This is a genomic window from Streptomyces sp. BBFR51 (assembly GCF_044591655.1).
Lineage (GTDB): Bacteria > Actinomycetota > Actinomycetes > Streptomycetales > Streptomycetaceae > Streptomyces.
The window spans coordinates 5,100,838-5,121,579 of record NZ_CP172448.1 but is presented as its reverse complement, the minus strand read 5'-3'; the positions used below and the strand labels follow the sequence as shown (position 1 = coordinate 5,121,579).

At 68.1% G+C, this 20,742-nt stretch carries 31 protein-coding genes; 2 read left to right on the top strand and 29 right to left on the bottom strand.

What is annotated here, in order from left to right:
* The first annotated feature begins 44 nt into the window (after positions 1-44).
* On the top strand, positions 45-995 hold the full coding sequence (locus tag ACGH7X_RS23545; RefSeq protein WP_399887620.1) for a DUF389 domain-containing protein: 951 nt from the start codon (positions 45-47) through the stop codon (positions 993-995).
* A 123-nt stretch (positions 996-1,118) separates the two neighbouring features.
* On the opposite strand, the gene glmM is transcribed toward ACGH7X_RS23545, so the two are convergent.
* From glmM to ACGH7X_RS23525, 4 genes are all read right to left on the bottom strand, one after another.
* On the bottom strand, positions 1,119-2,477 hold the full coding sequence (gene glmM, locus ACGH7X_RS23540) for a phosphoglucosamine mutase (RefSeq protein WP_399887618.1): 1,359 nt from the start codon (positions 2,475-2,477) through the stop codon (positions 1,119-1,121).
* A gap of 275 nt (positions 2,478-2,752) precedes the next feature.
* Positions 2,753-3,277 (bottom strand): 30S ribosomal protein S9, encoded by a 525-nt coding sequence (gene rpsI, locus ACGH7X_RS23535; protein WP_153178381.1) that lies wholly within the window; start codon positions 3,275-3,277, stop codon positions 2,753-2,755.
* Positions 3,278-3,319: 42 nt separating this feature from the next.
* Positions 3,320-3,763, bottom strand: a complete 444-nt coding sequence (gene rplM, locus ACGH7X_RS23530) for a 50S ribosomal protein L13 (protein WP_003974239.1) — start codon at positions 3,761-3,763, stop codon at positions 3,320-3,322.
* 207 nt (positions 3,764-3,970) lie between these two features.
* Positions 3,971-5,188: a glycosyltransferase 87 family protein gene (locus tag ACGH7X_RS23525; RefSeq protein WP_399887616.1), complete on the bottom strand. Its 1,218-nt coding sequence runs from the start codon at positions 5,186-5,188 to the stop codon at positions 3,971-3,973.
* A 74-nt stretch (positions 5,189-5,262) separates the two neighbouring features.
* On the opposite strand from ACGH7X_RS23525, the gene ACGH7X_RS23520 reads away from it, so the two are divergent.
* Positions 5,263-6,168: a hypothetical protein gene (locus ACGH7X_RS23520; protein WP_399887614.1), complete on the top strand. Its 906-nt coding sequence runs from the start codon at positions 5,263-5,265 to the stop codon at positions 6,166-6,168.
* A gap of 39 nt (positions 6,169-6,207) precedes the next feature.
* Here ACGH7X_RS23520 and truA read toward each other — a convergent pair whose 3' ends face one another.
* The 25 genes from truA to rplV form a co-directional block, all read right to left on the bottom strand.
* Positions 6,208-7,062, bottom strand: coding sequence for a tRNA pseudouridine(38-40) synthase TruA (gene truA / locus ACGH7X_RS23515; RefSeq protein WP_399887612.1), 855 nt, complete (start codon positions 7,060-7,062; stop codon positions 6,208-6,210).
* A gap of 165 nt (positions 7,063-7,227) precedes the next feature.
* Positions 7,228-7,734 carry a 50S ribosomal protein L17 gene (rplQ, locus tag ACGH7X_RS23510; RefSeq protein WP_399887610.1) on the bottom strand — a complete coding sequence of 169 codons (507 nt, stop codon included), beginning with the start codon at positions 7,732-7,734 and terminating at the stop codon, positions 7,228-7,230.
* 160 nt (positions 7,735-7,894) lie between these two features.
* Positions 7,895-8,917 (bottom strand): DNA-directed RNA polymerase subunit alpha, encoded by a 1,023-nt coding sequence (locus ACGH7X_RS23505; protein WP_003966937.1) that lies wholly within the window; start codon positions 8,915-8,917, stop codon positions 7,895-7,897.
* Positions 8,918-9,150: 233 nt separating this feature from the next.
* Positions 9,151-9,555, bottom strand: a complete 405-nt coding sequence (rpsK, locus tag ACGH7X_RS23500) for a 30S ribosomal protein S11 (RefSeq protein WP_003948617.1) — start codon at positions 9,553-9,555, stop codon at positions 9,151-9,153.
* A gap of 66 nt (positions 9,556-9,621) precedes the next feature.
* Complete coding sequence (rpsM, locus tag ACGH7X_RS23495) at positions 9,622-10,002, bottom strand: 30S ribosomal protein S13 (RefSeq protein WP_399887608.1); 381 nt, start codon at positions 10,000-10,002, stop codon at positions 9,622-9,624.
* A 204-nt stretch (positions 10,003-10,206) separates the two neighbouring features.
* The gene (gene rpmJ / locus ACGH7X_RS23490) at positions 10,207-10,320 is read right to left on the bottom strand and encodes a 50S ribosomal protein L36 (RefSeq protein ID WP_003974245.1); all 114 of its coding nucleotides are present in this window, start codon (positions 10,318-10,320) and stop codon (positions 10,207-10,209) included.
* A 68-nt stretch (positions 10,321-10,388) separates the two neighbouring features.
* The gene (gene infA, locus ACGH7X_RS23485; protein ID WP_003948620.1) at positions 10,389-10,610 is read right to left on the bottom strand and encodes a translation initiation factor IF-1; all 222 of its coding nucleotides are present in this window, start codon (positions 10,608-10,610) and stop codon (positions 10,389-10,391) included.
* Between the two features lie 323 nt (positions 10,611-10,933).
* Complete coding sequence (gene map / locus ACGH7X_RS23480) at positions 10,934-11,770, bottom strand: type I methionyl aminopeptidase (RefSeq protein ID WP_399887606.1); 837 nt, start codon at positions 11,768-11,770, stop codon at positions 10,934-10,936.
* Positions 11,771-11,901: 131 nt separating this feature from the next.
* Positions 11,902-12,555 (bottom strand): adenylate kinase, encoded by a 654-nt coding sequence (locus ACGH7X_RS23475; RefSeq protein ID WP_399887604.1) that lies wholly within the window; start codon positions 12,553-12,555, stop codon positions 11,902-11,904.
* Positions 12,555-13,868: a preprotein translocase subunit SecY gene (gene secY / locus ACGH7X_RS23470; RefSeq protein WP_399887602.1), complete on the bottom strand. Its 1,314-nt coding sequence runs from the start codon at positions 13,866-13,868 to the stop codon at positions 12,555-12,557. Before secY ends, ACGH7X_RS23475 begins: the two co-directional genes overlap by 1 nt.
* Before the next feature lie 257 nt (positions 13,869-14,125).
* Positions 14,126-14,581 carry a 50S ribosomal protein L15 gene (gene rplO, locus ACGH7X_RS23465; protein ID WP_053746341.1) on the bottom strand — a complete coding sequence of 152 codons (456 nt, stop codon included), beginning with the start codon at positions 14,579-14,581 and terminating at the stop codon, positions 14,126-14,128.
* A gap of 2 nt (positions 14,582-14,583) precedes the next feature.
* On the bottom strand, positions 14,584-14,766 hold the full coding sequence (rpmD, locus tag ACGH7X_RS23460; RefSeq protein WP_006140898.1) for a 50S ribosomal protein L30: 183 nt from the start codon (positions 14,764-14,766) through the stop codon (positions 14,584-14,586).
* A 2-nt stretch (positions 14,767-14,768) separates the two neighbouring features.
* Positions 14,769-15,374 (bottom strand): 30S ribosomal protein S5, encoded by a 606-nt coding sequence (rpsE, locus tag ACGH7X_RS23455; protein ID WP_073725073.1) that lies wholly within the window; start codon positions 15,372-15,374, stop codon positions 14,769-14,771.
* A 64-nt stretch (positions 15,375-15,438) separates the two neighbouring features.
* Positions 15,439-15,822: a 50S ribosomal protein L18 gene (gene rplR / locus ACGH7X_RS23450; protein WP_399887599.1), complete on the bottom strand. Its 384-nt coding sequence runs from the start codon at positions 15,820-15,822 to the stop codon at positions 15,439-15,441.
* A gap of 3 nt (positions 15,823-15,825) precedes the next feature.
* Positions 15,826-16,365 carry a 50S ribosomal protein L6 gene (gene rplF, locus ACGH7X_RS23445; protein ID WP_328562192.1) on the bottom strand — a complete coding sequence of 180 codons (540 nt, stop codon included), beginning with the start codon at positions 16,363-16,365 and terminating at the stop codon, positions 15,826-15,828.
* A 24-nt stretch (positions 16,366-16,389) separates the two neighbouring features.
* A complete protein-coding gene (rpsH, locus tag ACGH7X_RS23440) occupies positions 16,390-16,788 on the bottom strand; it encodes a 30S ribosomal protein S8 (RefSeq protein ID WP_031041548.1) in 399 nt (132 codons plus the stop codon).
* A 235-nt stretch (positions 16,789-17,023) separates the two neighbouring features.
* Complete coding sequence (locus tag ACGH7X_RS23435) at positions 17,024-17,209, bottom strand: type Z 30S ribosomal protein S14 (protein WP_003948630.1); 186 nt, start codon at positions 17,207-17,209, stop codon at positions 17,024-17,026.
* Positions 17,210-17,214: 5 nt separating this feature from the next.
* Positions 17,215-17,772, bottom strand: a complete 558-nt coding sequence (rplE, locus tag ACGH7X_RS23430) for a 50S ribosomal protein L5 (RefSeq protein ID WP_399887596.1) — start codon at positions 17,770-17,772, stop codon at positions 17,215-17,217.
* A complete protein-coding gene (rplX, locus tag ACGH7X_RS23425; RefSeq protein WP_217167011.1) occupies positions 17,772-18,095 on the bottom strand; it encodes a 50S ribosomal protein L24 in 324 nt (107 codons plus the stop codon). The genes rplE and rplX overlap by 1 nt, the downstream gene beginning before the upstream one ends.
* A 2-nt stretch (positions 18,096-18,097) precedes the next feature.
* Entirely contained in the window at positions 18,098-18,466 is a 369-nt protein-coding gene (gene rplN / locus ACGH7X_RS23420) for a 50S ribosomal protein L14 (RefSeq protein ID WP_006376015.1), read from the bottom strand.
* Positions 18,467-18,596: 130 nt separating this feature from the next.
* A complete protein-coding gene (gene rpsQ / locus ACGH7X_RS23415) occupies positions 18,597-18,884 on the bottom strand; it encodes a 30S ribosomal protein S17 (RefSeq protein WP_217167010.1) in 288 nt (95 codons plus the stop codon).
* A complete protein-coding gene (rpmC, locus tag ACGH7X_RS23410) occupies positions 18,884-19,108 on the bottom strand; it encodes a 50S ribosomal protein L29 (RefSeq protein WP_003998824.1) in 225 nt (74 codons plus the stop codon). Before rpmC ends, rpsQ begins: the two co-directional genes overlap by 1 nt.
* On the bottom strand, positions 19,108-19,527 hold the full coding sequence (rplP, locus tag ACGH7X_RS23405; protein ID WP_004927269.1) for a 50S ribosomal protein L16: 420 nt from the start codon (positions 19,525-19,527) through the stop codon (positions 19,108-19,110). Before rplP ends, rpmC begins: the two co-directional genes overlap by 1 nt.
* Positions 19,528-19,532: 5 nt before the next feature.
* Positions 19,533-20,381, bottom strand: coding sequence for a 30S ribosomal protein S3 (gene rpsC / locus ACGH7X_RS23400; RefSeq protein WP_399887593.1), 849 nt, complete (start codon positions 20,379-20,381; stop codon positions 19,533-19,535).
* Positions 20,381-20,728: a 50S ribosomal protein L22 gene (gene rplV / locus ACGH7X_RS23395; protein WP_030619142.1), complete on the bottom strand. Its 348-nt coding sequence runs from the start codon at positions 20,726-20,728 to the stop codon at positions 20,381-20,383. The genes rpsC and rplV overlap by 1 nt, the downstream gene beginning before the upstream one ends.
* Positions 20,729-20,742 lie beyond the last annotated feature (14 nt).

The window sequence follows — 20,742 nt, the reverse complement described above, 5'->3', positions numbered from 1 at the left end:
TGCGAGTTGTGACGGGAGCCGTCGCCGGACGGTAGAACTACCGGATGCTGCGTCTGCGCGTGATCACCCCGGCCGACCGCACCGACGAGGTGGTCCACCTGATCGACCGCACGGTCGGCACCACCCACCTCGTCGTGCTGCCGGGCGTCGCCCGCGACCCCGAGGGCGACGTCGTCATGTGCGACGTGGCCCGCGAGGCCGGGGACGAACTCATCAACGGCCTGCGGGCGTTGGGCATGGACAGCTGCGGCGCCATCACCGCCGAGAACATCGATCTGTCGCTGTCCGAGCGCGCCGACAAGGCGGAGCGGGACGCACCCGGCGAGGCCGCCGACGCGGTGCTGTGGGAGCAGTTGGAGGAGGCGACCCACGAGGAGTCGACCCTCTCCATCACCTACGTCGCCTTCATCACGCTCGCCACGATGATCGCGGCCTGCGGTGTCGTCCTCGACAACGCGGTCCTGATCGTGGGCGCGATGGCGGTCGGACCGGAGTTCGGCCCCCTGGCCGGGATCTGCACGGCGATCGTCCAACGGGCCCCGCGCCTGGCGCTGCGCTCACTGATCGCCCTGCTGGTGGGCTTCGCGGTGGCGATGGCGGTGACGGTGGGCTTCAGCTGGATCATGTCCGCGTTCGACCTGTTCAGCGAGGGCAAACTGGAGGGCGACCGCCCCAACACCGGCTTCGTCTACGCCCCCGACGCCTTCTCCTTCGTGGTCGCGATCCTCGCCGGCATCGCGGGCACGCTCTCGCTGACCTCGGCGAAGTCCGGCGCCCTGGTCGGCGTCGCCATCTCCGTCACCACGGTCCCGGCGGCCGCCAACGCGGCCGTCGCCCTGAGCTTCGGCGACACGAAGCAGACAGTGGGCTCCAGCGAACAGCTCCTGCTCAACCTGGCAGGCATCGTCGTCGCCGGAACCCTGACCCTGCTGGCCCAGAAGGCACTCTGGTCAACCCAACGCAACCGACTGACCAAACCTGACAACTCGGGGTAAGGGCACCAACCTAGGGGCGCGGGGCTCTGCTGATGTGCGGCTCCGCCGCGCGGGCGCGACCAGCCACGACGGCGCCGCACCCCGCATCACACAGCACCCCCACCCCGTACTCGGCGCAGGAAACTACCCCAACGCAGACTTCACGACATCGGCCAGCCGCCCGGCAACAGACCGAGCCTGCTCGATGTCCGCGGCCTCCACCATGACCCGCACGAGCGGCTCCGTTCCGGAGGACCGCAACAGCACCCGCCCGGTGCTGCCCAGCTCCCGCTCCGCCTCGGCCACGGCGGTCGCCAGCTCGGCAGAGCTCGTCACCCGCGACTTGTCCACGTCCGGCACATTGACCAGCACCTGCGGCAGCCGCTCCATCACGGACGCGAGGTCCCGCAGCGTACGGCCGGTCTGCGCGACCCGCGCCGCCAGCATCAGGCCGGTCAGCGTGCCGTCGCCGGTGGTGGCGTGGTCGAGGATGATGACGTGGCCGGACTGCTCGCCGCCGAGGGCGTAGCCGTGCTCCTTCATCTCCTCCAGGACGTACCGGTCGCCGACGCCCGTCTGCACGAACCGGATGCCCTCGCGCTCCATGGCGAGCTTGAAGCCCAGGTTGGACATGACGGTCGCCACGACGGTGTCGGACCGCAGCGCCTCGCGCTCCCGCATCGCCAGCGCGAGCACGGCGAGGATCTGGTCGCCGTCCACCTCCGCGCCGGTGTGGTCCACGGCCAGGCAGCGGTCGGCGTCGCCGTCGTGGGCGATGCCGAGGTCGGCGCCGTGCTCGACGACGGCGGCCTTGAGCAGGTCGAGGTGGGTGGAGCCGCAGCCGTCGTTGATGTTGAGGCCGTCCGGGACCGCGCCGATGGTGATCAGTTCGGCGCCGGCCCGCGCGAACGCCTCCGGCGAGACCCGGGAGGCCGCGCCGTGCGCCTCGTCGAGGACGATCTTCAGTCCGTCGAGGCGGTTCGGGAGCACGCCGACGAGGTGGGCGACGTACTGGTCGAGCCCCTCGTCGTAGTCGCGGACGCGGCCGACGCCGGCGCCGGTCGGGCGGTCCCAGGGGGCGCCGGTGCGGTGATCGGCGTAGACGGACTCGATGCGGTTCTCCAGCTCGTCGGCGAGCTTGTGGCCGCCGCGGGCGAAGAACTTGATGCCGTTGTCGGGCATGGCGTTGTGGCTCGCGGACAGCATCACGCCGAGGTCGGCGCCGAGCGCGCCGGTGAGGTGGGCCACCGCGGGCGTCGGCAGCACGCCGACCCGCAGCACGTCCACGCCGGCGCTGGCCAGGCCCGCGACCACCGCGGCCTCCAGGAACTCCCCGGAGGCGCGCGGGTCCCGTCCGACCACCGCGGTCGCCCGGTGCCCGGCGAAGGTGCCCGCCTCGGCCAGTACGTGCGCCGCGGCGACGGAGAGGCCCAGCGCCAGCTCGGCCGTCAGATCCGCGTTGGCGACACCGCGCACGCCGTCCGTGCCGAAGAGTCGTCCCACTTGTCCTCCTGAGGAAACGTCAATTCCGGAAGCGGCTGCCGATGAGTGCGGCCCACGCAGTCGGCTCCCGTGGTCACGGACACGCGTCGCAACGCACCGTCCGGCCATCCGATCACACAAGCCTTTGAGCTTTTGAACCTCTCGGCTTTTGAACCTCTGAGCGTCTGAACGTCTGAACGTCTTGTGCCGTTATACGCCCAACGGCTGGGATAAACGAACGCCCCGGCAGCACAGTGGCGTGCCGCCGGGGCGTTCGGAGTACAGGCAGGCGCGGCTTAGCGCTTGCTGTACTGCGGAGCCTTGCGGGCCTTCTTCAGACCGGCCTTCTTGCGCTCGACCGCACGGTCGTCACGCTTGAGGTAACCGGCCTTCTTGAGCGCGCCGCGGTTGTTGTCCACGTCGGCCTCGTTCAGCGCGCGGGCGACACCGAGACGGAGCGCACCGGCCTGACCGGAGACGCCGCCGCCGGAGATGCGGGCGATGACGTCGTAGCGGTTGTCCAGCTCGAGCACCTTGAAGGGCTCGTTGACTTCCTGCTGGTGCACCTTGTTCGGGAAGTAGTCCTCGAGCGTGCGCCCGTTGACCTTCCACTTGCCGGTGCCCGGGACGATCCGGACGCGGGCGATGGCGTTCTTGCGACGGCCCAGGCCGGCGGCCGGCTGGGGCTCGCCGAACGCGGACGCCATGGACTCCGAGGTGTACTCGCCCTCGACGGGCACCTCGGACTCGGTGGTGTAGCTGTCGATGTCGAGCTCTTCGAGCGGCTGCTCGGGAGTCGTCTCGGGGGTGGTCTCGGCCACGATGCTCCTCAGATTCTCTTCAGTCTTAAAGGGTGGCCGGAACTACTGCGCGACCTGGGTGATCTCGAACGGCTGCGGCTGCTGCGCGCCGTGCGGGTGCTGGTCACCCTTGTAGACCTTCAGCTTCGAGAGCATCTGACGGCCCAGGGAGTTCTTCGGGAGCATGCCCTTGATGGCCTTCTCGACGGCCTTCTCCGGGTTCTTGTCGAGCAGCTCGTCGTAGCGCACCGAGCGCAGACCGCCCGGGTAGCCGGAGTGGCGGTACGCCATCTTCTGGGTCCGCTTGTTGCCGGAGAGGTGCACCTTGTCGGCGTTGATGATGATGACGAAGTCACCGGTGTCGACGTGGGGCGCGTAGATCGGCTTGTGCTTGCCGCGCAGGATGGAGGCCGCAGTGGTGGCCAGACGACCCAGGACTACGTCCTGGGCGTCGATGACGTGCCACTGGCGCGTCACATCGCCGGGCTTGGGGCTGTACGTACGCACGGTTCGTAGCCTTCGCTTCTTCAGTGAGTGGTCCTGACATGGTCACCGAAGACGATCACGACAGCCCTGACCGCACTGCGGTGACGCATACCGCGTGCAGGTCGCTGGTCATCGGTCCCGGTGGACCGGTGTAAGGGCCCCTCACGTGAGAATGAGCAAGCCAATACACATACGACTGAGCAGAATACCCGGGGTTCGGCGGCCGGGTCAAAACGGGGTCGCCGGAGCCCGCGCGGGTTCCGGCACCGGCTCCGGTGCGCGCCCGGCGCCCGCATGATCGTCCGTGCCCGGCACTCCCGTCCTGGCCTGCCTGGCGACCGTCACCGCCAGCACGCACAGCGTGAAGGCGTCCCGGAAGGCCCGCCGCCGCTCCGACTCCAGCCAGGGCCAGGCCAGCCCCGGTACCTGGGGCACCAGGGCGATCCAGAACCACGCCCCCCGGGCCACCGACCCGGCGTACGGCAGCCCGGCGAGCAGCAGCGGCAGGGCGACCAGGAGGTAGTGGTCGTAGGACGGCCGGGAGACGAGGAACGCCGAGAGCATCAGACCCGCGCCGGTCTCCGCGAGCCGCAGCGGACCGGGGTCGGCGCGGCGCCAGCGCCGGTACGCGCAGAGCACCCCGGCCGAGGCCGCCGCCACCGCGAGCCCCTGCGCGAGCGCCGGCGGCACCCCGAGCCGGGGCAGTACGGCCGCCGGGGACGCCTCGTAGAGCCGTACGAAGCCGTCGTCGCCGTGCAGCAGGAAGGGCAGGGTGCGGGTGAAGAAGCCGGCCGGGTCGGGCATCGCCAGCGCCGCCGCGGCGGAGGCCAGCGCGGGCACCAGGACGGCCGCCGCCAGCGCCCGCCACCGCCCGGCGAAGACGAAGAGCAGGACGACCGGCGCGAGCAGCGGCTTGAGCGCCACGGCCGCGCCGATCACCGCGCCCGCCGCCGTCCACCGGCCCCGGCTGGCCAGCAGCAGGGCCAGCGGAAGCGCCACCGTCGCCGTCACCGTCCAGTTGCCGAGCCGCACCAGGTGTCCGAACGGTGCGAAGCCCAGCGCGAGACCCGTGAGCCCGAGGGCCGCGAGCCGGCTGCCGAGCGGCACGCGGTGCAGCCGCAGCGCACACGCCCAGGCCAGCGTCAGCAGGACCGTCACCGCGCACGGCACCAGCACCCGCAGCACGGCCCCGGGCAGCAGCGCCTGCGGAACGGCGGCCAGGACCGCGCTCGGCAGATAGAGGAAGTGGGGATCGTCATAGGGGGAGCCACCGGCCAGCCAGGTGCGCGCGGCCCGCACGACGATCGCGTTGTCCATCCCGCCGTCCGAGGTCACACGGGCCGCGTGTGCGGCGGACGCCGCCAGCACCGTCACGAGCACCGCCCACAGGTGCCGTCCCGCCGGTCGCACCAACCACCCGGAGATGTCGCTTTTGCCCGTCCGCATGAACGGAACGCTAGGCCCTGCGAGGCCCGGGGACGCGCACCAGCACGCCTCTCGGCCCGTCTAAGATGCGCCCCATGAGCTTTGGGCAGGGGGGACCTCAGTCGCAGTGGGATCCCTGGAAACCGCAATCGCAGCAGCCGCAGTCTCAGCAGTCGCAGCAGCCCTGGAACAGCGGGAACACTGACAACACGCCGGACTGGGCCGCTCTCGCCGAGGCCTCCGAGGCCCGTGCCAAGCGGCGCCGGCTGTTCTTCATCGGCGGCGGCGCGCTGGCCACCGTGGCGATAGCCAGTGCCGTCGCCGTGGCCGTGGTCTCGGCGAACGGCTCCGACCAGGCATCCGGCGGCGGCTCCTCGCAGCTCCCCACGACTGCGGACATACCCAGCTCGACGGCCACCGAGCCGTCCTTCGCGCCGACCAGCGCCCCGCCGCCGCTGGACCCGAAGGACTTCGTCTCCAGCGCCAAGAAGGACAAGGCCCCGCTCAGCCCGGACCTGCTCTTCCCCGGCACCCAGCTGACCATGGGCGAGACGGTCTACAAGAAGGGCCCGACGGCCGACACCCGCACCTGCGGCTCCGCCGCCCAGGGCACCCTGCCGAAGGTCCTCGACGCCAATGACTGCACGCGGCTGATCCGCGTCACGTACACCAAGGGCGACACCGCCGTGACGGTCGGCGTGGCCGTCTTCGACACCGAGGCGCAGGCCGCCAAGGCCAAGAAGCAGGCCGACAAGAAGAGCATCGTGCGCTCTCTGTCCGGCGGCGGCGTCAAGTCCTTCTGCACCGGTGCCGTCTGCCGCTCCACCACCAACTCCTACGGCCGCTACGCCTACTTCACCGTGGCCGGTTTCACGGGCACCAAGGACGTCACCGAGAAGTCCACCGGCGTGTTCCGGGCCGGCGACGACCTCGCCGAGTTCGCCTTCCGGCAGATCCGCCGGCGCGGCGAGGCCCAGGCGTCGGCGGCGGCGGAGGGCTGACGCCGCCCGCCGGCACCGACACCCGCCCGCCGGCACCCGTCAGCAGCAGCCTGCTCCCGGCAGCGACCGCTTGTTGCGCGCCTCCTTGTTCCGGGCCCCCAGCAGCTCGTCGGCCGGGTAGCCGACCTCCTCGAGCGTCAGCCCGTGCGGCCGTACGACGTGCACCGCCGAGTCCCGTACACCGGCGGCGAGCACCTTCGCCGGCCAGTCGGGCGTCCGGTGCCCGTCGCCGACGAACAGCAGCGCCCCGATGAGCGAGCGCACCATGTTGTGGCAGAAGGCGTCGGCCCGCACGGTGGCGGTGACGATCCCGTCCTCGCCGCGCACCAGGCTCAGTTCCTGGAGGGTCCGGATCGTCGTGGCGCCCTCCCGCTTCTTGCAGTAGGCCGCGAAGTCGTACTCCCCCAGCAGTCCGCGGGCGGCCTCGTTCATGGCGTCCACGTCGAGCGGCCAGTCGTGCCACAGCACGTGCCCCCGCAGCAGCGGGTCGACGCCGCCGGGGTTGTCGGTGACCCGGTAGGCGTACCGCCGCCAGACCGCCGAGAACCGGGCGTTGAAGCCCCTGGGCGCCTCGCGCAGCGCCCAGACCCGCACATCCCTCGGCAGCCGTCCCGCGAGCCGCTTGAGCAGCTTCACGTGGTGCTCGGCCCACACCTCACGCGGCAGATCGACATGGGCGACCTGCCCCCGCGCGTGCACGCCGGCATCGGTACGCCCCGCCACGGTCAGCTCGTACGACTGCGGCGACCGCGTGACGGTCCGCAACGCGTCCTCGATCTCCCCCTGCACGGTCCGCCGCCCCCCGGCCTGCTTGGCCCACCCGGAGAACTCGCTCCCGTCGTAGGAGAGATCCAGCCGCACCCGAACGTAGCCGGGCTCCACTTCGTCACTCACCCAGAAATCCTCTCACCCACACGAAAGCGGGCCCGCCCTTGAAAGGACGGACCCGCAAACGCCCCAAAGGGGCGCGGGGCTGTGCTCGATATGCGGCTCCGCCGCGTGGGCGCGACAAGCCACGACGAAGCCGCAGCCGCCGACACACAGCCTCCGGCAGAACGCTTACGCGTCCTTCGACTCCTCGGCCGCAGCCTCGTCGTCGGCCTTGGTCGTGTCGACCTTGGCCTCGGAAACCTCGGCGGAGCCCTCGGCGTCCTTGGCGGCACGCTTGGTCGCGGCCTCGGCCTCGCCGGTGGCCTGCTGCGACACGGTCAGCGCCTCGACCAGCTCGATGACGGCCATGGGCGCGTTGTCGCCACGGCGGTTACCGATCTTGGTGATGCGGGTGTAGCCACCGGGACGGTTCTCGTAGCGCGGGCCGATCTCGGTGAAGAGCGTGTGGACGATGCTCTTGTCCGTGATCACCTGGAGCACCTGACGGCGGTTGTGAAGGTCGCCCTTCTTCGCCTTGGTGACCAGACGCTCGGCGTACGGACGCAGCTTGCGCGCCTTCGCCTCGGTGGTGGTGATCCGGCCGTGCTCGAACAGCGCCTTCGCGAGGTTCGCGAGGAGCAGCTTCTCGTGCGCGGCGCTGCCGCCCATACGGGCACCCTTGGTGGGCTTCGGCATGGTGTTTCTCCTAGGTGTCTGCCCCGGCCGTATCAGGTACCGAGGTCAGTATCCGAGCGGGCGGTCGCCCGTCGGAGACCCGCGCCCCTAAGGGGCGCGGGGAACTGCGCGACCAGCCACAGCCGGCCGGCAGCCGAAAACGGACCGTCGAACCCGAGCTCTAGTACTGCTCGGTCTCCACGAACCCGGCGTCCGCGTCGTCGTCCGCGCCGAAGGCGTCCGCGGCGGCGGTCGGGTCGAACCCGGGAGGCGAGTCCTTGAGGGCCAGACCCATGCCCGCGAGCTTGGCCTTGACCTCGTCGATCGACTTCGCACCGAAGTTGCGGATGTCGAGCAGGTCCGCCTCGGAACGCGCGACGAGCTCACCCACGGAGTGGATGCCCTCACGCTTGAGGCAGTTGTACGACCGAACGGTGAGCTCGAGCTCCTCGATCGGCAGCGCCAGATCGGCGGCCAGCGCGGCGTCCGTCGGGGACGGACCCATGTCGATGCCCTCGGCGTCGATGTTCAGCTCGCGGGCGAGACCGAACAGCTCGACGAGGGTCTTGCCGGCCGACGCCATGGCGTCGCGCGGACGCATGGCCTGCTTCGTCTCGACGTCGACGATCAGCTTGTCGAAGTCGGTGCGCTGCTCGACACGCGTGGCCTCGACCTTGTACGTGACCTTGAGGACCGGCGAGTAGATCGAGTCGACCGGGATGCGCCCGATCTCCTGACCGACCTGCTTGTTCTGCACGGCGGAGACGTAGCCGCGACCGCGCTCGACGGTCAGCTCCATCTCCAGCTTGCCCTTGCCGTTGAGCGTGGCGAGGACGAGGTCGGGGTTGTGCACCTCGACACCGGCCGGGGGCGCGATGTCGGCGGCGGTGACCAGACCCGGGCCCTGCTTGCGCAGGTACATCACAACGGGCTCGTCGTGCTCGGACGACACGACCAGCTGCTTGATGTTGAGGATCAGGTCGGTGACGTCCTCCTTGACGCCCGGCACGGTGGTGAACTCGTGCAGGACACCGTCGATGCGGATGGACGTGACCGCCGCACCCGGGATCGAGGAGAGGAGCGTACGGCGCAGGGAGTTGCCGAGGGTGTAGCCGAAGCCCGGCTCCAGCGGCTCGATGACGAACCGGGAGCGGAACTCGTCGACGACCTCTTCGGTCAACGAGGGACGCTGAGCGATCAGCATGCGTGAATCCTTCAGTCAGGGGCGCCCGCTATTTGACGCCCGACCAGTACTGCAAGGGTACGGGCGATACGACCCGAAAGAGCCGTACCGCCCGGAAACCCTGGTGACGCGATGAAACGGTGAAGCGGTGAAGCGAGATCAGACGCGACGACGCTTCGGCGGACGGCAGCCGTGCCGCGACATGTGGGGGATAACCCCCACACCCCCAGCCGGAAGCCGAGCCGACCGGTGCGTCAGACGCGACGACGCTTCGGCGGACGGCAGCCGTTGTGCGGGGTGGGCGTGACGTCCTGGATCGAGCCGACCTCGAGGCCGGTCGCCTGGAGGGAGCGGATGGCGGTCTCACGACCGGAACCCGGGCCCTTGACGAACACGTCGACCTTGCGCATGCCGTGCTCCTGGGCGCGGCGGGCAGCCGACTCGGCGGCCATCTGCGCGGCGAACGGCGTGGACTTCCGGGAGCCCTTGAAGCCGACGTGGCCGGCGGAGGCCCAGGAGATCACGTTGCCGGTCGGGTCCGTGATGGACACGATCGTGTTGTTGAACGTGCTCTTGATGTGCGCGTGGCCGTGAGCGACGTTCTTCTTTTCCTTGCGGCGCACCTTCTTGGCAGCGCCCTGACGTCCCTTGGGGGGCATGTCGTTCTCCTACGGGAGGTGGTCGGTCCTACAGCGAAGACCGCTGGACGGCGAGTCCGCTGCGGACTACTTCTTGCCCGGCTTCTTCTTGCCGGCGATGGCGCGACGCGGGCCCTTGCGGGTGCGAGCGTTGGTGCTGGTGCGCTGACCGCGGACGGGCAGACCACGACGGTGGCGCAGACCCTGGTAGGTGCCGATCTCGACCTTGCGGCGGATGTCGGCCTGGACCTCGCGGCGGAGGTCACCCTCGGTCTTGATGTTGTTGTCGACGTACTCGCGGATCGCGACGAGCTGCTCCTCCGAGAGGTCCCGAACACGGGTGTTCGGATCCACGTCGGTGGCAGCGAGCGTCTGCTGCGAGAGGGTCCGGCCGATGCCGAACACGTAGGTGAGGGCGATCTCGACGCGCTTTTCGCGCGGGATGTCAACACCGGAAACGCGTGCCATTCAATGGCTCCAGTTGGTTGTCGGAGGTCTTCCACAGAACCGGGTCCCGGTCGCCGGCGCCTTCATTTCGAAGACTTGGTACGACTCGGGTCCCCGGCCTCCGAACCGGGGGTGTCGGACGCCTGGGCGTCCGGGTTCTGCGTATGAACAAATTCAGCTCGCGTCGCGCGAAGTCCTGCGAATCGCGGAGGGAACGGTCGTGCTTCAGCCCTGGCGCTGCTTGTGGCGCGGGTTGTCGCAGATGACCATGACCCGACCGTGACGGCGGATCACCCTGCACTTGTCGCAGATCTTCTTGACGCTCGGCTTGACCTTCATGGGTGTGAGGTTCTCCGGGTCAGTTGCCGGCGGACCCGCGCGCGAGGCACGCGGGACGTGGGCAAGATCTACTTGTACCGGTAGACGATCCGGCCACGCGTCAGGTCGTACGGAGACAACTCCACCACGACCCGGTCGTCAGGGAGGATGCGGATGTAGTGCATGCGCATCTTGCCGCTGATGTGTGCCAGGACCTGGTGGCCGTTCTGGAGCTCGACCTTGAACATGGCGTTCGGAAGAGACTCGACGACAGTGCCCTCGATCTCGATGGCACCTTGCTTCTTGGCCACGCTTCGCCCTTCGAATCGACTACCTTGATCGACTCCTGTGCGCCGTATCGCATATCAACCTTTGAACGCAGACATGCGGGTGCACGGGAGCCGACGAGTCAGTCTACGTCAGCACACCCGGAAAGGCGAAACGAGGAAGTCTGCCCCGGATACGAGATCGTTATGCAAGAGGATCCGGCGCCGCCGTGACGCCCAGCTCCGCCAGCTTCGCCCTGCCGCCGACCAATCCTTCATGCCGCTCTCGCGGGCTCGGCGCCGAGGGCGCCTCACATGCTTCGAGCGGCTGCGCCGGCCTCCGACCGGCGGTCGTGGCCGGGCGGCAGTCAGGCAAGCGGGTCCGGCGCCGCCGTGACGCCCAGCTCCGCCAGCTTCGCCCTGCCGCCGTCGGGGGCCGTCAGGACCAGGGGGCCCTGCTCGGTCAGGGCCACCGAGTGCTCCCAGTGGGAGGACCAGGTGCCGTCGGTGGTGATGACCGTCCACTCGTCCGACAGGACCTCGGTGCGCGGGGTGCCCAGGGAGACCATCGGCTCGATGGCGAGGCAGAAGCCGGGGACGAGCTTGGGGCCCTTGCCTCGGCGGCGGTCGACGTAGTTCAGCAGGTGCGGGTCCATGTGCATCTCCGTGCCGATGCCGTGGCCGCCGTAGTCCTCGATGATCCCGTACTTGCCGCCGCCGGGCCTGGGCTGGCGGCGGATGTAGGTCTCCACGGCCCGGGAGACGTCGACCAGCCGGTTGCCCTGCTTCATGGCCGCGATGCCCGCCCACATCGACTCCTCGGTCACCCGGGAGAGCTCCACCAGCTCCGGGGCGTGACCCGAGCCGACGAAGGCCGTGTAGGCGGCGTCGCCGTGCCAGCCGTCGATGATCGCGCCGCAGTCGATGGAGATGATGTCGCCGTCCTTGAGGACCACGTCGTCGGACGGAATGCCGTGGACGACGACCTCGTTCACCGAGGTGCAGATCGTGGCGGGGAAGCCGCCGTACCCGAGGAAGTTCGGCTTGGCCTCGTGCTCCGCGAGCACCTTGCGCGCGACCTGGTCCAGGTCCTTGGTCGTGGCACCGGGGACGGCCGCCTCGCGCGTGGCCGCGTGGATGGCGGCGACGACCAGCCCCGCCTCACGCATCTTGGCGATCTGCTCGGGGCTCTTGATCTGCACCATGGGGGCTGCGGCCTTTCTCGACCGGAGGGGACGGGGAACGCTTCCAACGATACGGGGCGGGCGCCACCCGCCCCACACAGCACAGCCGCGGCCCCTGAGCGAGGGACCGCGGCCGCAGCCAGGGCTGAGAACTACTTGTCGCGCTTGAGCGCCTCCAGCGCGCGGCCGGTGACCTCGTCCACGGGGCCCGTCGCCGCGATGGTGGCGACCAGGCCCTGCGCCTTGTAGTAGTCGATGATCGGCTCGGTCTGCGTGTGGTAGACCTCCAGCCGCTTGCGGACCGTCTCCTCGGAGTCGTCGTCCCGCTGGTACAGCTCGCCGCCGCAGACGTCGCAGACGTCTTCCTTCTTCGGCGGCGTGTACGTCACGTGGAAGACGTGGGCCGAGTCGTTGCGGCAGACGCGCCGGCCGGCGATCCGCTTGACGACCTCGTCCTCCGGGGCCTCCAGGTCCAGCACCGCGTCGAGCTTCATGTCCTCGGTCTCGAGCAGCTCGTCCAGCGCCTCGGCCTGGGAGACGTTGCGCGGGAAGCCGTCCAGCAGGAAGCCGCCCTCGGCGTCGGGCTGCTCCATGCGGTCCTTCGCCATGGCGATGGTGACCTCGTCCGGCACGAGATTGCCGGCGTCCATGTAGGACTTCGCGAGCTTGCCCAGTTCGGTCTGCTGGCTGATGTTCGCGCGGAACAGGTCGCCCGTGGAGATGTGCGGAATGTGCAGCGTCTCGGCAAGGCGGGTGGCCTGCGTTCCCTTTCCGGCGCCCGGCGGCCCGACGAGGACGATTCGCATCAGCGGAGGAACCCTTCGTAATTGCGCTGCTGGAGCTGGCTCTCGATCTGCTTCACCGTCTCGAGACCGACACCCACGATGATCAGGATGCTGGTGCCACCGAACGGGAAGTTCTGGTTTGCCCCGAAACCAGCCAACGCCATTGTCGGGACGAGAGCGATCAGACCCAAGTACAGCGAACCCGGCCAGGTGATCCGGTTGAGTACGTAGCTCAGATACTCAGCGGTCGGTCGGCCAGCCCGGATGCCCGGGATGAAGCCACCATACTTCTTCATGTTGTCCGCGACTTCCTCGGGGTTGAACGAGATGGCCACGTAGAAGAAGGCGAAGAACACGATGAGGAAGAAGTACAGAATGATGTGCGGCGTCGCCGCCGTGTCGGCGAGGTTCTTGGTGATCCAGGTCGCCCAACCCGCCTGCGAGTTCGAGAACTGGACGATCAGCGCCGGAATGTAGAGCAGCGACGAGGCGAAGATGACGGGGATGACACCCGCCTGGTTCACCTTGAGCGGGATGTACGTCGAGGTACCACCGTAGGAACGGCGGCCGATCATCCGCTTCGCGTACTGCACCGGAATGCGGCGCTGCGCCTGCTCCACGAAGACGACCAGGCCGACCATGACCAGGCCGACGAGGATCACCGTGCCGAACTCGATCCAGCCGCCCGCCAGCTCACCCTGCTTCTTGATGGCCCACAGGGCCGACGGGAAGGTCGCGGCGATCGAGATGAACATCAGGATCGACATGCCGTTGCCGATGCCGCGGTCGGTGATGAGCTCACCGAGCCACATGACGACGCAGGTACCGGCGGTCATGCAGATGACCATGACGACGGTGGTGAAGATCGCCTGGTCGGGGACGATCTGGCCGGCGACGGTGCAGCCGGAGAAGAGGGCGCCGCTGCGGGCGGTGGCCACCAGGCCGGTGCCCTGAAGGATGGCGAGCGCGACGGTCAGGTAACGGGTGTACTGCGTGATCTTGGCCGTACCCGCCTGGCCCTCCTTCTTGAGGGCTTCCAGACGCGGGATCACGACGGTGAGCAGCTGCAGAATGATGCTCGCCGTGATGTACGGCATGATGCCGAGCGCGAAGACCGTGATCTGCAGCAGGGCGCCACCGCTGAACATGTTGACCAGGCCGAAGAGGCCCTGGTTGCCGGACGCCTGGTCCACGCACTCCTGGACGTTCTTGTAGTCGACACCTGGAATGGGGATGTGGGTACCGAGTCGGTACACCACGATGATGCCGAGCGTGAAGAGCAGCTTCTTGCGCAGGTCGGGCGTCTTGAACGCCCGGGCGAACGCGGTGAGCACGGTGCCTCCTGCGACCCCCGCGCTACTGCGTCAAGGGTGACGGTCTTGAGGTTCGACTGACGGCTGAGTGAGTAGACGACTAAGTGAGTAACGGTGGACCGCCGCTCAGAGTGCCTCATGTGACGCACCCGTGAAAGAGGGCAGCGCAGGCCACCTTACCGGCGGGAGCACTTCCCTTGGAACGACCAACCGGGGATACCCCTTTTGTGGGGTATCCCCGGTCGGGATCGCTCAAGTCATCGAGGCGCCTGAAGGACTCAGACGAGCTCGGTGACGGTACCGCCGGCGGCGGTGATCTTCTCCTTGGCGGAGCCGGAGACGGCGTCGACCGTCACCTGCAGCGCCACGGAGATCTCGCCCTGGCCGAGGACCTTGACGAGGCTGTTCTTGCGAACGGCACCCTTGGCCACGAGGCCCTCGACGGTGACCTCGCCACCCTCGGGGTACAGCGCGCCCAGCTTGTCGAGGTTCACGACCTGGAACTCGGTCTTGAACGGGTTCTTGAAGCCCTTCAGCTTCGGAAGACGCATGTGGAGGGGCATCTGGCCACCCTCGAAGCGCTCCGGAACCTGGTAACGGGCCTTCGTGCCCTTGGTACCACGACCGGCCGTCTTACCCTTCGACGCCTCACCACGACCCACACGGGTCTTGGCGGTCTTGGCGCCCGGGGCGGGACGGAGGTTGTGGATCTTGAGCGGGTTGTTCTCCGCCATGATCAGTCGACCTCCTCGACCGACACGAGGTGGCGGACGGTGTGCACCATGCCGCGGAACTCGGGGCGGTCCTCCTTGACGACCTGCGTGTTGATCCCCTTGAGACCAAGGGAACGCAGGGTGTCACGGTGGTTCTGCTTGCTGCCGATGTAGGACTTGACCTGCGTAATCTTGAGCTGCGCCATGATTACGCACCCGCCCCGGCACGTGCGCGGAGAAGAGCCGCGGGGGCGACGTCCTCGAGCGGCAGACCACGGCGGGCCGCGACCTCCTCGGGACGCTGCAGGCCCTTGAGGGCCTCCACGGTCGCGTGCACGATGTTGATCTGGTTGTCGGAGCCGAGCGACTTCGACAGGATGTCGTGGATACCGGCGCACTCGAGCACCGCACGCACCGGACCACCGGCGATAACGCCGGTACCCGGGGACGCGGGCTTGAGCAGCACGACGCCGGCAGCCTTCTCACCCTGGATGGGGTGCGGGATGGTGCCCTGGATGCGGGGGACCTTGAAGAAGTGCTTCTTGGCCTCCTCAACACCCTTGGCGATGGCGGCCGGCACCTCCTTGGCCTTGCCGTATCCGACACCCACGGTGCCGTCACCGTCGCCCACCACGACCAGCGCGGTGAAGCTGAAGCGACGACCACCCTTCACAACCTTGGCGACGCGGTTGATCGCGACTACGCGCTCAACGTAAGCGGTCTTCTCGGCGGCGGCTGCGCCACCGTCACGGCCCTTCCGGTCCCGCCGCTCGCCGCCACCGGCACCGCCACCGCGGCGCTGGGGTCCAGCCATTGGAATTACCTCTCTCTGTTTCCGGCGCTGCGCAGCGACATCAGTCGCTGCCGCGACGGGCGGCTCAGAACTTCAGTCCGGCTTCGCGGGCGGCGTCCGCCAGAGCGGCGATGCGCCCGGCGTACTGGTTGCCACCACGGTCGAACACGACGGCCTCGATGCCGGCGGCCTTGGCGCGTTCTGCGACCAGGGCGCCGACCTGCTTGGCCCGCGCGGACTTGTCCGCCTCGCCACCACGGATCGAGGTGTCCAGGGTGGACGCCGACGCAAGGGTGTGACCCTTGAGGTCGTCGATCACCTGGGCCACGATGTGGCGGTTCGAGCGGGTAACGACCAGACGGGGACGCTCCGCCGTACCCGAGAGATTCTTGCGAATCCGGATGTGACGGCGCTTGATCGCGGCGCGCTTGTAGGCGTCGCCCTTGAGGATCTTCTGTCCGTATGCCATGGCTTACTTACCCGCCTTTCCGACCTTGCGGCGGATGACTTCGCCCTCGTACTTGACGCCCTTGGCCTTGTACGGGTCGGGCTTGCGCAGCTTGCGGATGTTGGCCGCAACCTCGCCGACCTTCTGCTTGTCGATGCCCTCGACCGAGAAGTGGGTCGGGTTCTCCACCTTGAAGGTGATTCCCTCGGGGGCCTCGACGAGGATCGGGTGGCTGTAGCCGAGGGAGAACTCCAGGTTCGAACCCTTGGCGAGCACGCGGTAACCGACACCGCTGATCTCGAGCTTCTTCACGTAACCCTGGGTCACGCCGGTGATCATGTTCGCCACCAGCGTGCGGGACAGGCCGTGCAGGGCCTTGCTCTGACGCTCGTCGTTGGGGCGGGTGACGCTCAGCACGCCGTCCTCACCCTTGGCGATGTCGATCGGCGCCACGACGGTGTGAGTCAGCGAACCCTTGGGGCCCTTGACCGCGACCGTACGGCCGTCGATGGTGACGTCCACGCCGGCGGGAACCGCGATGGGGAGCTTGCCGATGCGCGACATAGCTGTTTCCTCCGTTCCCTTCCGCTACCAGACGTAGGCGAGAACTTCTCCGCCTACGCCCTTCTTGCCGGCCTGCTGTCCAGTGAGGAGCCCGTGCGACGTGGAGATGATCGCCACGCCGAGGCCACCCAGCACCTTGGGCAGGTTGGTGGACTTCGCGTACACCCGGAGACCGGGCTTGGAGATCCGCTTGATGCCCGCGATGGAGCGCTCACGGTTCGGGCCGAACTTCAGCTCGAGGACGAGGTTCTTGCCGACCTCGGCGTCCTCGGTCTTCCAGCCGGTGATGAAGCCCTCCTGCTGGAGGATCTCCGCGATGTGAGACTTGATCTTGGACGCCGGCATCGTCACGGAGTCGTGGTACGCCGAGTTCGCGTTCCGCAGACGCGTAAGCATGTCTGCGATCGGATCAGTCATGGTCATGAATTGGCCTTCGGCCTCTCTCGCCGTGGTTTCCTGGTGCGCCATCCCTCTCCCCGATCCGAGACGGGACGGGTGCGGCGCGGTGGACCTACGGCGTAGTAAGCATGTATTTGCAGGCGCTGCCTGCGGGCGTTCGGGGCGGCAGACGCCCAACCCCACAAGCCTAAGGCATGCGGAGCCGGGCCTCTTCCACCCAGATGCTTACCGAGAGTCTGAATAACCCGGAATTACCGGATTACCAAGAGCTCTTGGTCACGCCCGGCAGTTCGCCACGGTGAGCCATCTCACGAAGGCACACGCGGCACAGGCCGAACTTGCGGTACACGGAGTGCGGACGGCCGCAGCGCTGGCAGCGCGTGTAGCCGCGGACACCGAACTTGGGCTTGCGAGCAGCCTTGGCAATCAGAGCCTTCTTCGCCATCTCGCTCACGCCTCCTTGAAGGGGAAGCCGAGGTGACGAAGGAGCGCGCGGCCCTCAGCGTCGTTGGTCGCCGTGGTCACCACGGTGATGTCCATACCCCGGGTGCGGTCGATCTTGTCCTGGTCGATCTCGTGGAACATGACCTGCTCCGTGAGACCGAAGGTGTAGTTGCCACGGCCGTCGAACTGCTTGGGGGACAGACCGCGGAAGTCGCGGATGCGCGGCAGCGCGAGCGACAGGGTGCGGTCCAGGAACTCCCACATGCGGTCGCCACGGAGCGTGACGTGGGCACCGATCGGCTGGCCCTCGCGCAGCTTGAACTGCGCGATGGACTTGCGGGCCTTGGTGACGGCCGGCTTCTGACCGGTGATCGTGGTGAGGTCCTTGATGGCACCCTCGATCAGCTTGGAGTCGCGGGCGGCGTCGCCCACACCCATGTTGACCACGATCTTGACGAGGCCGGGGATCTGCATGACGTTCTCGTAGGAGAACTCCTCACGCAGCTTGCCCGCGATGTCCTCGCGGTACTTCGTCTTGAGACGCGGAGTGGTGGTGGTAGCCATCAGATGTCCTCACCCGTCCGCTTGGCAACGCGAACCTTGTTGCCCTCGTCGTCGAAGCGGAAACCGACGCGCGTGACGACCTTGTTGCCGTCCTTCTCCACGACCAGCTGGACGTTGGAGACGTGGACCGGAGCCTCGGTGGTCACGATGCCGCCGGCCTGCGAACCGCGAGCGGTCGGGCCGGCCTTGGTGTGCTTCTTGACCCGGTTGACACCCTCGACCAGGACACGGTCCTCACGGGGGAAGGCCGCGATGACCTTGCCCTGCTTGCCCTTGTCCTTGCCGGTGATGACCTGGACCAGGTCGCCCTTCTTGATCTTCATGCTCACAGCACCTCCGGCGCGAGGGAGATGATCTTCATGAACTTCTTCTCGCGCAGCTCACGGCCCACCGGGCCGAAGATACGGGTGCCACGAGGGTCGCCGTCGTTCTTCAGAACGACAGCGGCGTTCTCGTCGAAGCGGATGTACGAGCCGTCGGGACGGCGGCGCTCCTTGACGGTGCGAACGATGACCGCCTTGATGACGTCACCCTTCTTCACGTTGCCGCCGGGGATCGCGTCCTTGACGGTGGCGACGATGACGTCACCGATGCCCGCGTAGCGGCGACCGGAGCCACCGAGCACACGGATGCAAAGGATTTCCTTCGCACCAGTGTTGTCGGCGACACGCAGTCGCGACTCCTGCTGGATCACGTCTATCTCCTGTTTGTCTGCCGGTTCCCGGCAGGGGTCTCAGTACGAGAACCCCTGCCGAGCCTGGCGGAACTGACCTGCGTGGGTTTGCCCCGCAGGCGCATTTCTGGAATTCGCTTACGCGAATTGCCTACTTGGCCTTCTCGAGGACCTCGACGACGCGCCACCGCTTCGTCGCGGACAGCGGCCGGGTCTCCATGAGGAGGACGCGGTCGCCGACACCCGCGGCGTTCTGCTCGTCGTGGGCCTTGAGCTTCTCGGTACGGCGGATGACCTTGCCGTACAGCGCGTGCGTCACGCGGTCCTCGACGGCGACGACGACGGTCTTGTCCATCTTGTCGCTGACGACCAGACCCTGACGGGTCTTGCGGAAGCCGCGGGAGGCCTTCGTCTCTTCAGTCACGTTGCTCTCGCTCATCAGGCGCTCTCCACCGTCTCGATGCCCAGCTCGCGCTCACGCATCAGGGTGTAGATCCGCGCGATGTCCTTACGGACGGCCTTGAGCCGACCGTGGTTCTCGAGCTGACCCGTCGCCGCCTGGAAGCGGAGGTTGAACAGCTCTTCCTTGGCCTCGCGAAGCTTCGCCAGAAGCTCCTCGTCACCCAGTTCGCGCAGCTCGGACGCCTTGGTACCGGCCGACATCACGCTTCACCTGCCTCGCGCTTGACGATCCGGCACTTCATCGGCAGCTTGTGGGCCGCACGGGTCAGCGCCTCACGGGCGATCTTCTCGTTGGGGTAGGACAGCTCGAACATGACCCGGCCCGGGTGCACGTTCGCGATCCACCACTCGGGAGAACCCTTACCGGAACCCATGCGGGTCTCGGCCGGCTTCTTCGTGAGCGGGCGGTCCGGGTAGATGTTGATCCAGACCTTGCCGCCACGCTTGATGTGGCGGGTCATCGCGATACGGGCGGCCTCGATCTGGCGGTTGGTCACGTACGCCGGAGTGAGGGCCTGGATGCCGTACTCGCCGAACGCAACCGTGGTACCGCCCTTGGCCTGACCACGACGCTTCGGGTGGTGCTGCTTGCGGTGCTTGACCCTACGGGGGATCAGCATTTCGGTCAGGCCTCCGTTCCGCCAGTAGAAGAGGACGAGGCCTCGGCCGGAGCGGCAGCGGCGGCCGGAGCCTCGGCCTTGGGGGCCTCGGCGGCCGGGGCCGACTGCTGCTGCGGCTTGCGCCCACGACGCTCGCCACCGCGGCCACCGCGGGCCGGGCGGTCGGCGCCACCACGGGCCGGGCGGTTGCCGGCACGGGCGGCGGCGTTCTCGGCGCGGACCTCGGCGATGTTCTTGACGTCGCCCTTGTAGATCCAGACCTTCACACCGATGCGGCCGAAGGTCGTCTTGGCCTCGAAGAAGCCGTAGTCCACGTTCGCGCGGAGCGTGTGCAGGGGCACACGGCCCTCGCGGTAGAACTCCGAGCGGGACATCTCGGCGCCACCGAGGCGGCCACCGCACTGGATCTTGATGCCCTTGGCGCCGGCCTTCATCGTGCCCTGCATGCTCTTGCGCATGGCGCGACGGAAGGAGACGCGGGAGGACAGCTGCTCGGCGACGGCCTGGGCCACCAGCTGAGCGTCCGTCTCCGGGCTCTTGACCTCGAGGATGTTCAGCTGGACCTGCTTGCCGGTCAGCTTCTCCAGGTCACCGCGGATGCGGTCGGCCTCGGCGCCGCGGCGGCCGATGACGATGCCGGGACGGGCGGTGTGGATGTCCACCCGCACGCGGTCACGGGTGCGCTCGATCTCCACCTTCGAGATGCCGGCGCGCTCCATGCCGGACGTCATCATCCGACGGATGGCGACGTCTTCCTTGACGTAGTCCTTGTACAGCTTGTCGGCGTACCAACGCGACTTGAAGTCGGTGGTGATGCCGAGCCGGAACCCGTGCGGGTTTACCTTCTGGCCCATTACCGGGTTCCTTCCTTGCTGCTGACGACCACGGTGATGTGGCTGGTCCGCTTGCGGATCCGGTAGGCACGGCCCTGGGCGCGCGGCCGGAACCGCTTCAGGGTCGGACCCTCGTCGACGTACGCCTCGGAAATGACGAGGCTGTCGGCGTCGGTGTGGTCGTAGTTGTGCGCGGCGTTGGCGATGGCGCTGTCCAGCACCTTGCCGACCGGCACGCTCGCGGCCTGCGGGGCGAAACGCAGGACCGCCTGAGCCTCCGTGGCATCCATGCCACGGATGAGGTCCACCACGCGGCGGGCCTTCATGGGCGTGACGCGGATGTACCGCGCCTGGGCCCTGGCTTCCATGGTTGTCCCTTCAG

What these genes read in the sequence shown, in the direction of transcription:
- rplF (WP_328562192.1), bottom strand. Translation starts at nt 16,365, where the DNA reads ATGTCGCGCATCGGCAAGCTCCCCATCGCGGTTCCCGCCGGCGTGGAC.
- rpmC (WP_003998824.1), bottom strand. Translation starts at nt 19,108, where the DNA reads ATGTCGGCCGGTACCAAGGCGTCCGAGCTGCGCGAACTGGGTGACGAG.
- rpsH (WP_031041548.1), bottom strand. Translation starts at nt 16,788, where the DNA reads ATGACCATGACTGATCCGATCGCAGACATGCTTACGCGTCTGCGGAAC.
- ACGH7X_RS23525 (WP_399887616.1), bottom strand. Translation starts at nt 5,188, where the DNA reads ATGCGGACGGGCAAAAGCGACATCTCCGGGTGGTTGGTGCGACCGGCG.
- rpmD (WP_006140898.1), bottom strand. Translation starts at nt 14,766, where the DNA reads ATGGCGCAGCTCAAGATTACGCAGGTCAAGTCCTACATCGGCAGCAAG.
- rplE (WP_399887596.1), bottom strand. Translation starts at nt 17,772, where the DNA reads ATGGCTACCACCACCACTCCGCGTCTCAAGACGAAGTACCGCGAGGAC.
- rplP (WP_004927269.1), bottom strand. Translation starts at nt 19,527, where the DNA reads ATGCTGATCCCCCGTAGGGTCAAGCACCGCAAGCAGCACCACCCGAAG.
- rplO (WP_053746341.1), bottom strand. Translation starts at nt 14,581, where the DNA reads ATGGCGGAGAACAACCCGCTCAAGATCCACAACCTCCGTCCCGCCCCG.
- rpsE (WP_073725073.1), bottom strand. Translation starts at nt 15,374, where the DNA reads ATGGCTGGACCCCAGCGCCGCGGTGGCGGTGCCGGTGGCGGCGAGCGG.
- rplQ (WP_399887610.1), bottom strand. Translation starts at nt 7,734, where the DNA reads ATGCCGAAGCCCACCAAGGGTGCCCGTATGGGCGGCAGCGCCGCGCAC.
- rpsM (WP_399887608.1), bottom strand. Translation starts at nt 10,002, where the DNA reads ATGGCACGCGTTTCCGGTGTTGACATCCCGCGCGAAAAGCGCGTCGAG.
- rpmJ (WP_003974245.1), bottom strand. Translation starts at nt 10,320, where the DNA reads ATGAAGGTCAAGCCGAGCGTCAAGAAGATCTGCGACAAGTGCAGGGTG.
- map (WP_399887606.1), bottom strand. Translation starts at nt 11,770, where the DNA reads ATGGTGCAGATCAAGAGCCCCGAGCAGATCGCCAAGATGCGTGAGGCG.
- rplV (WP_030619142.1), bottom strand. Translation starts at nt 20,728, where the DNA reads ATGGAAGCCAGGGCCCAGGCGCGGTACATCCGCGTCACGCCCATGAAG.
- rplR (WP_399887599.1), bottom strand. Translation starts at nt 15,822, where the DNA reads ATGGCATACGGACAGAAGATCCTCAAGGGCGACGCCTACAAGCGCGCC.
- ACGH7X_RS23520 (WP_399887614.1), top strand. Translation starts at nt 5,263, where the DNA reads ATGAGCTTTGGGCAGGGGGGACCTCAGTCGCAGTGGGATCCCTGGAAA.
- rpsK (WP_003948617.1), bottom strand. Translation starts at nt 9,555, where the DNA reads ATGCCCCCCAAGGGACGTCAGGGCGCTGCCAAGAAGGTGCGCCGCAAG.
- ACGH7X_RS23435 (WP_003948630.1), bottom strand. Translation starts at nt 17,209, where the DNA reads ATGGCGAAGAAGGCTCTGATTGCCAAGGCTGCTCGCAAGCCCAAGTTC.
- ACGH7X_RS23505 (WP_003966937.1), bottom strand. Translation starts at nt 8,917, where the DNA reads ATGCTGATCGCTCAGCGTCCCTCGTTGACCGAAGAGGTCGTCGACGAG.
- ACGH7X_RS23475 (WP_399887604.1), bottom strand. Translation starts at nt 12,555, where the DNA reads ATGCGAATCGTCCTCGTCGGGCCGCCGGGCGCCGGAAAGGGAACGCAG.
- ACGH7X_RS23545 (WP_399887620.1), top strand. Translation starts at nt 45, where the DNA reads ATGCTGCGTCTGCGCGTGATCACCCCGGCCGACCGCACCGACGAGGTG.
- rpsQ (WP_217167010.1), bottom strand. Translation starts at nt 18,884, where the DNA reads ATGAGCGAGAGCAACGTGACTGAAGAGACGAAGGCCTCCCGCGGCTTC.
- rpsC (WP_399887593.1), bottom strand. Translation starts at nt 20,381, where the DNA reads ATGGGCCAGAAGGTAAACCCGCACGGGTTCCGGCTCGGCATCACCACC.
- rplX (WP_217167011.1), bottom strand. Translation starts at nt 18,095, where the DNA reads ATGAAGATCAAGAAGGGCGACCTGGTCCAGGTCATCACCGGCAAGGAC.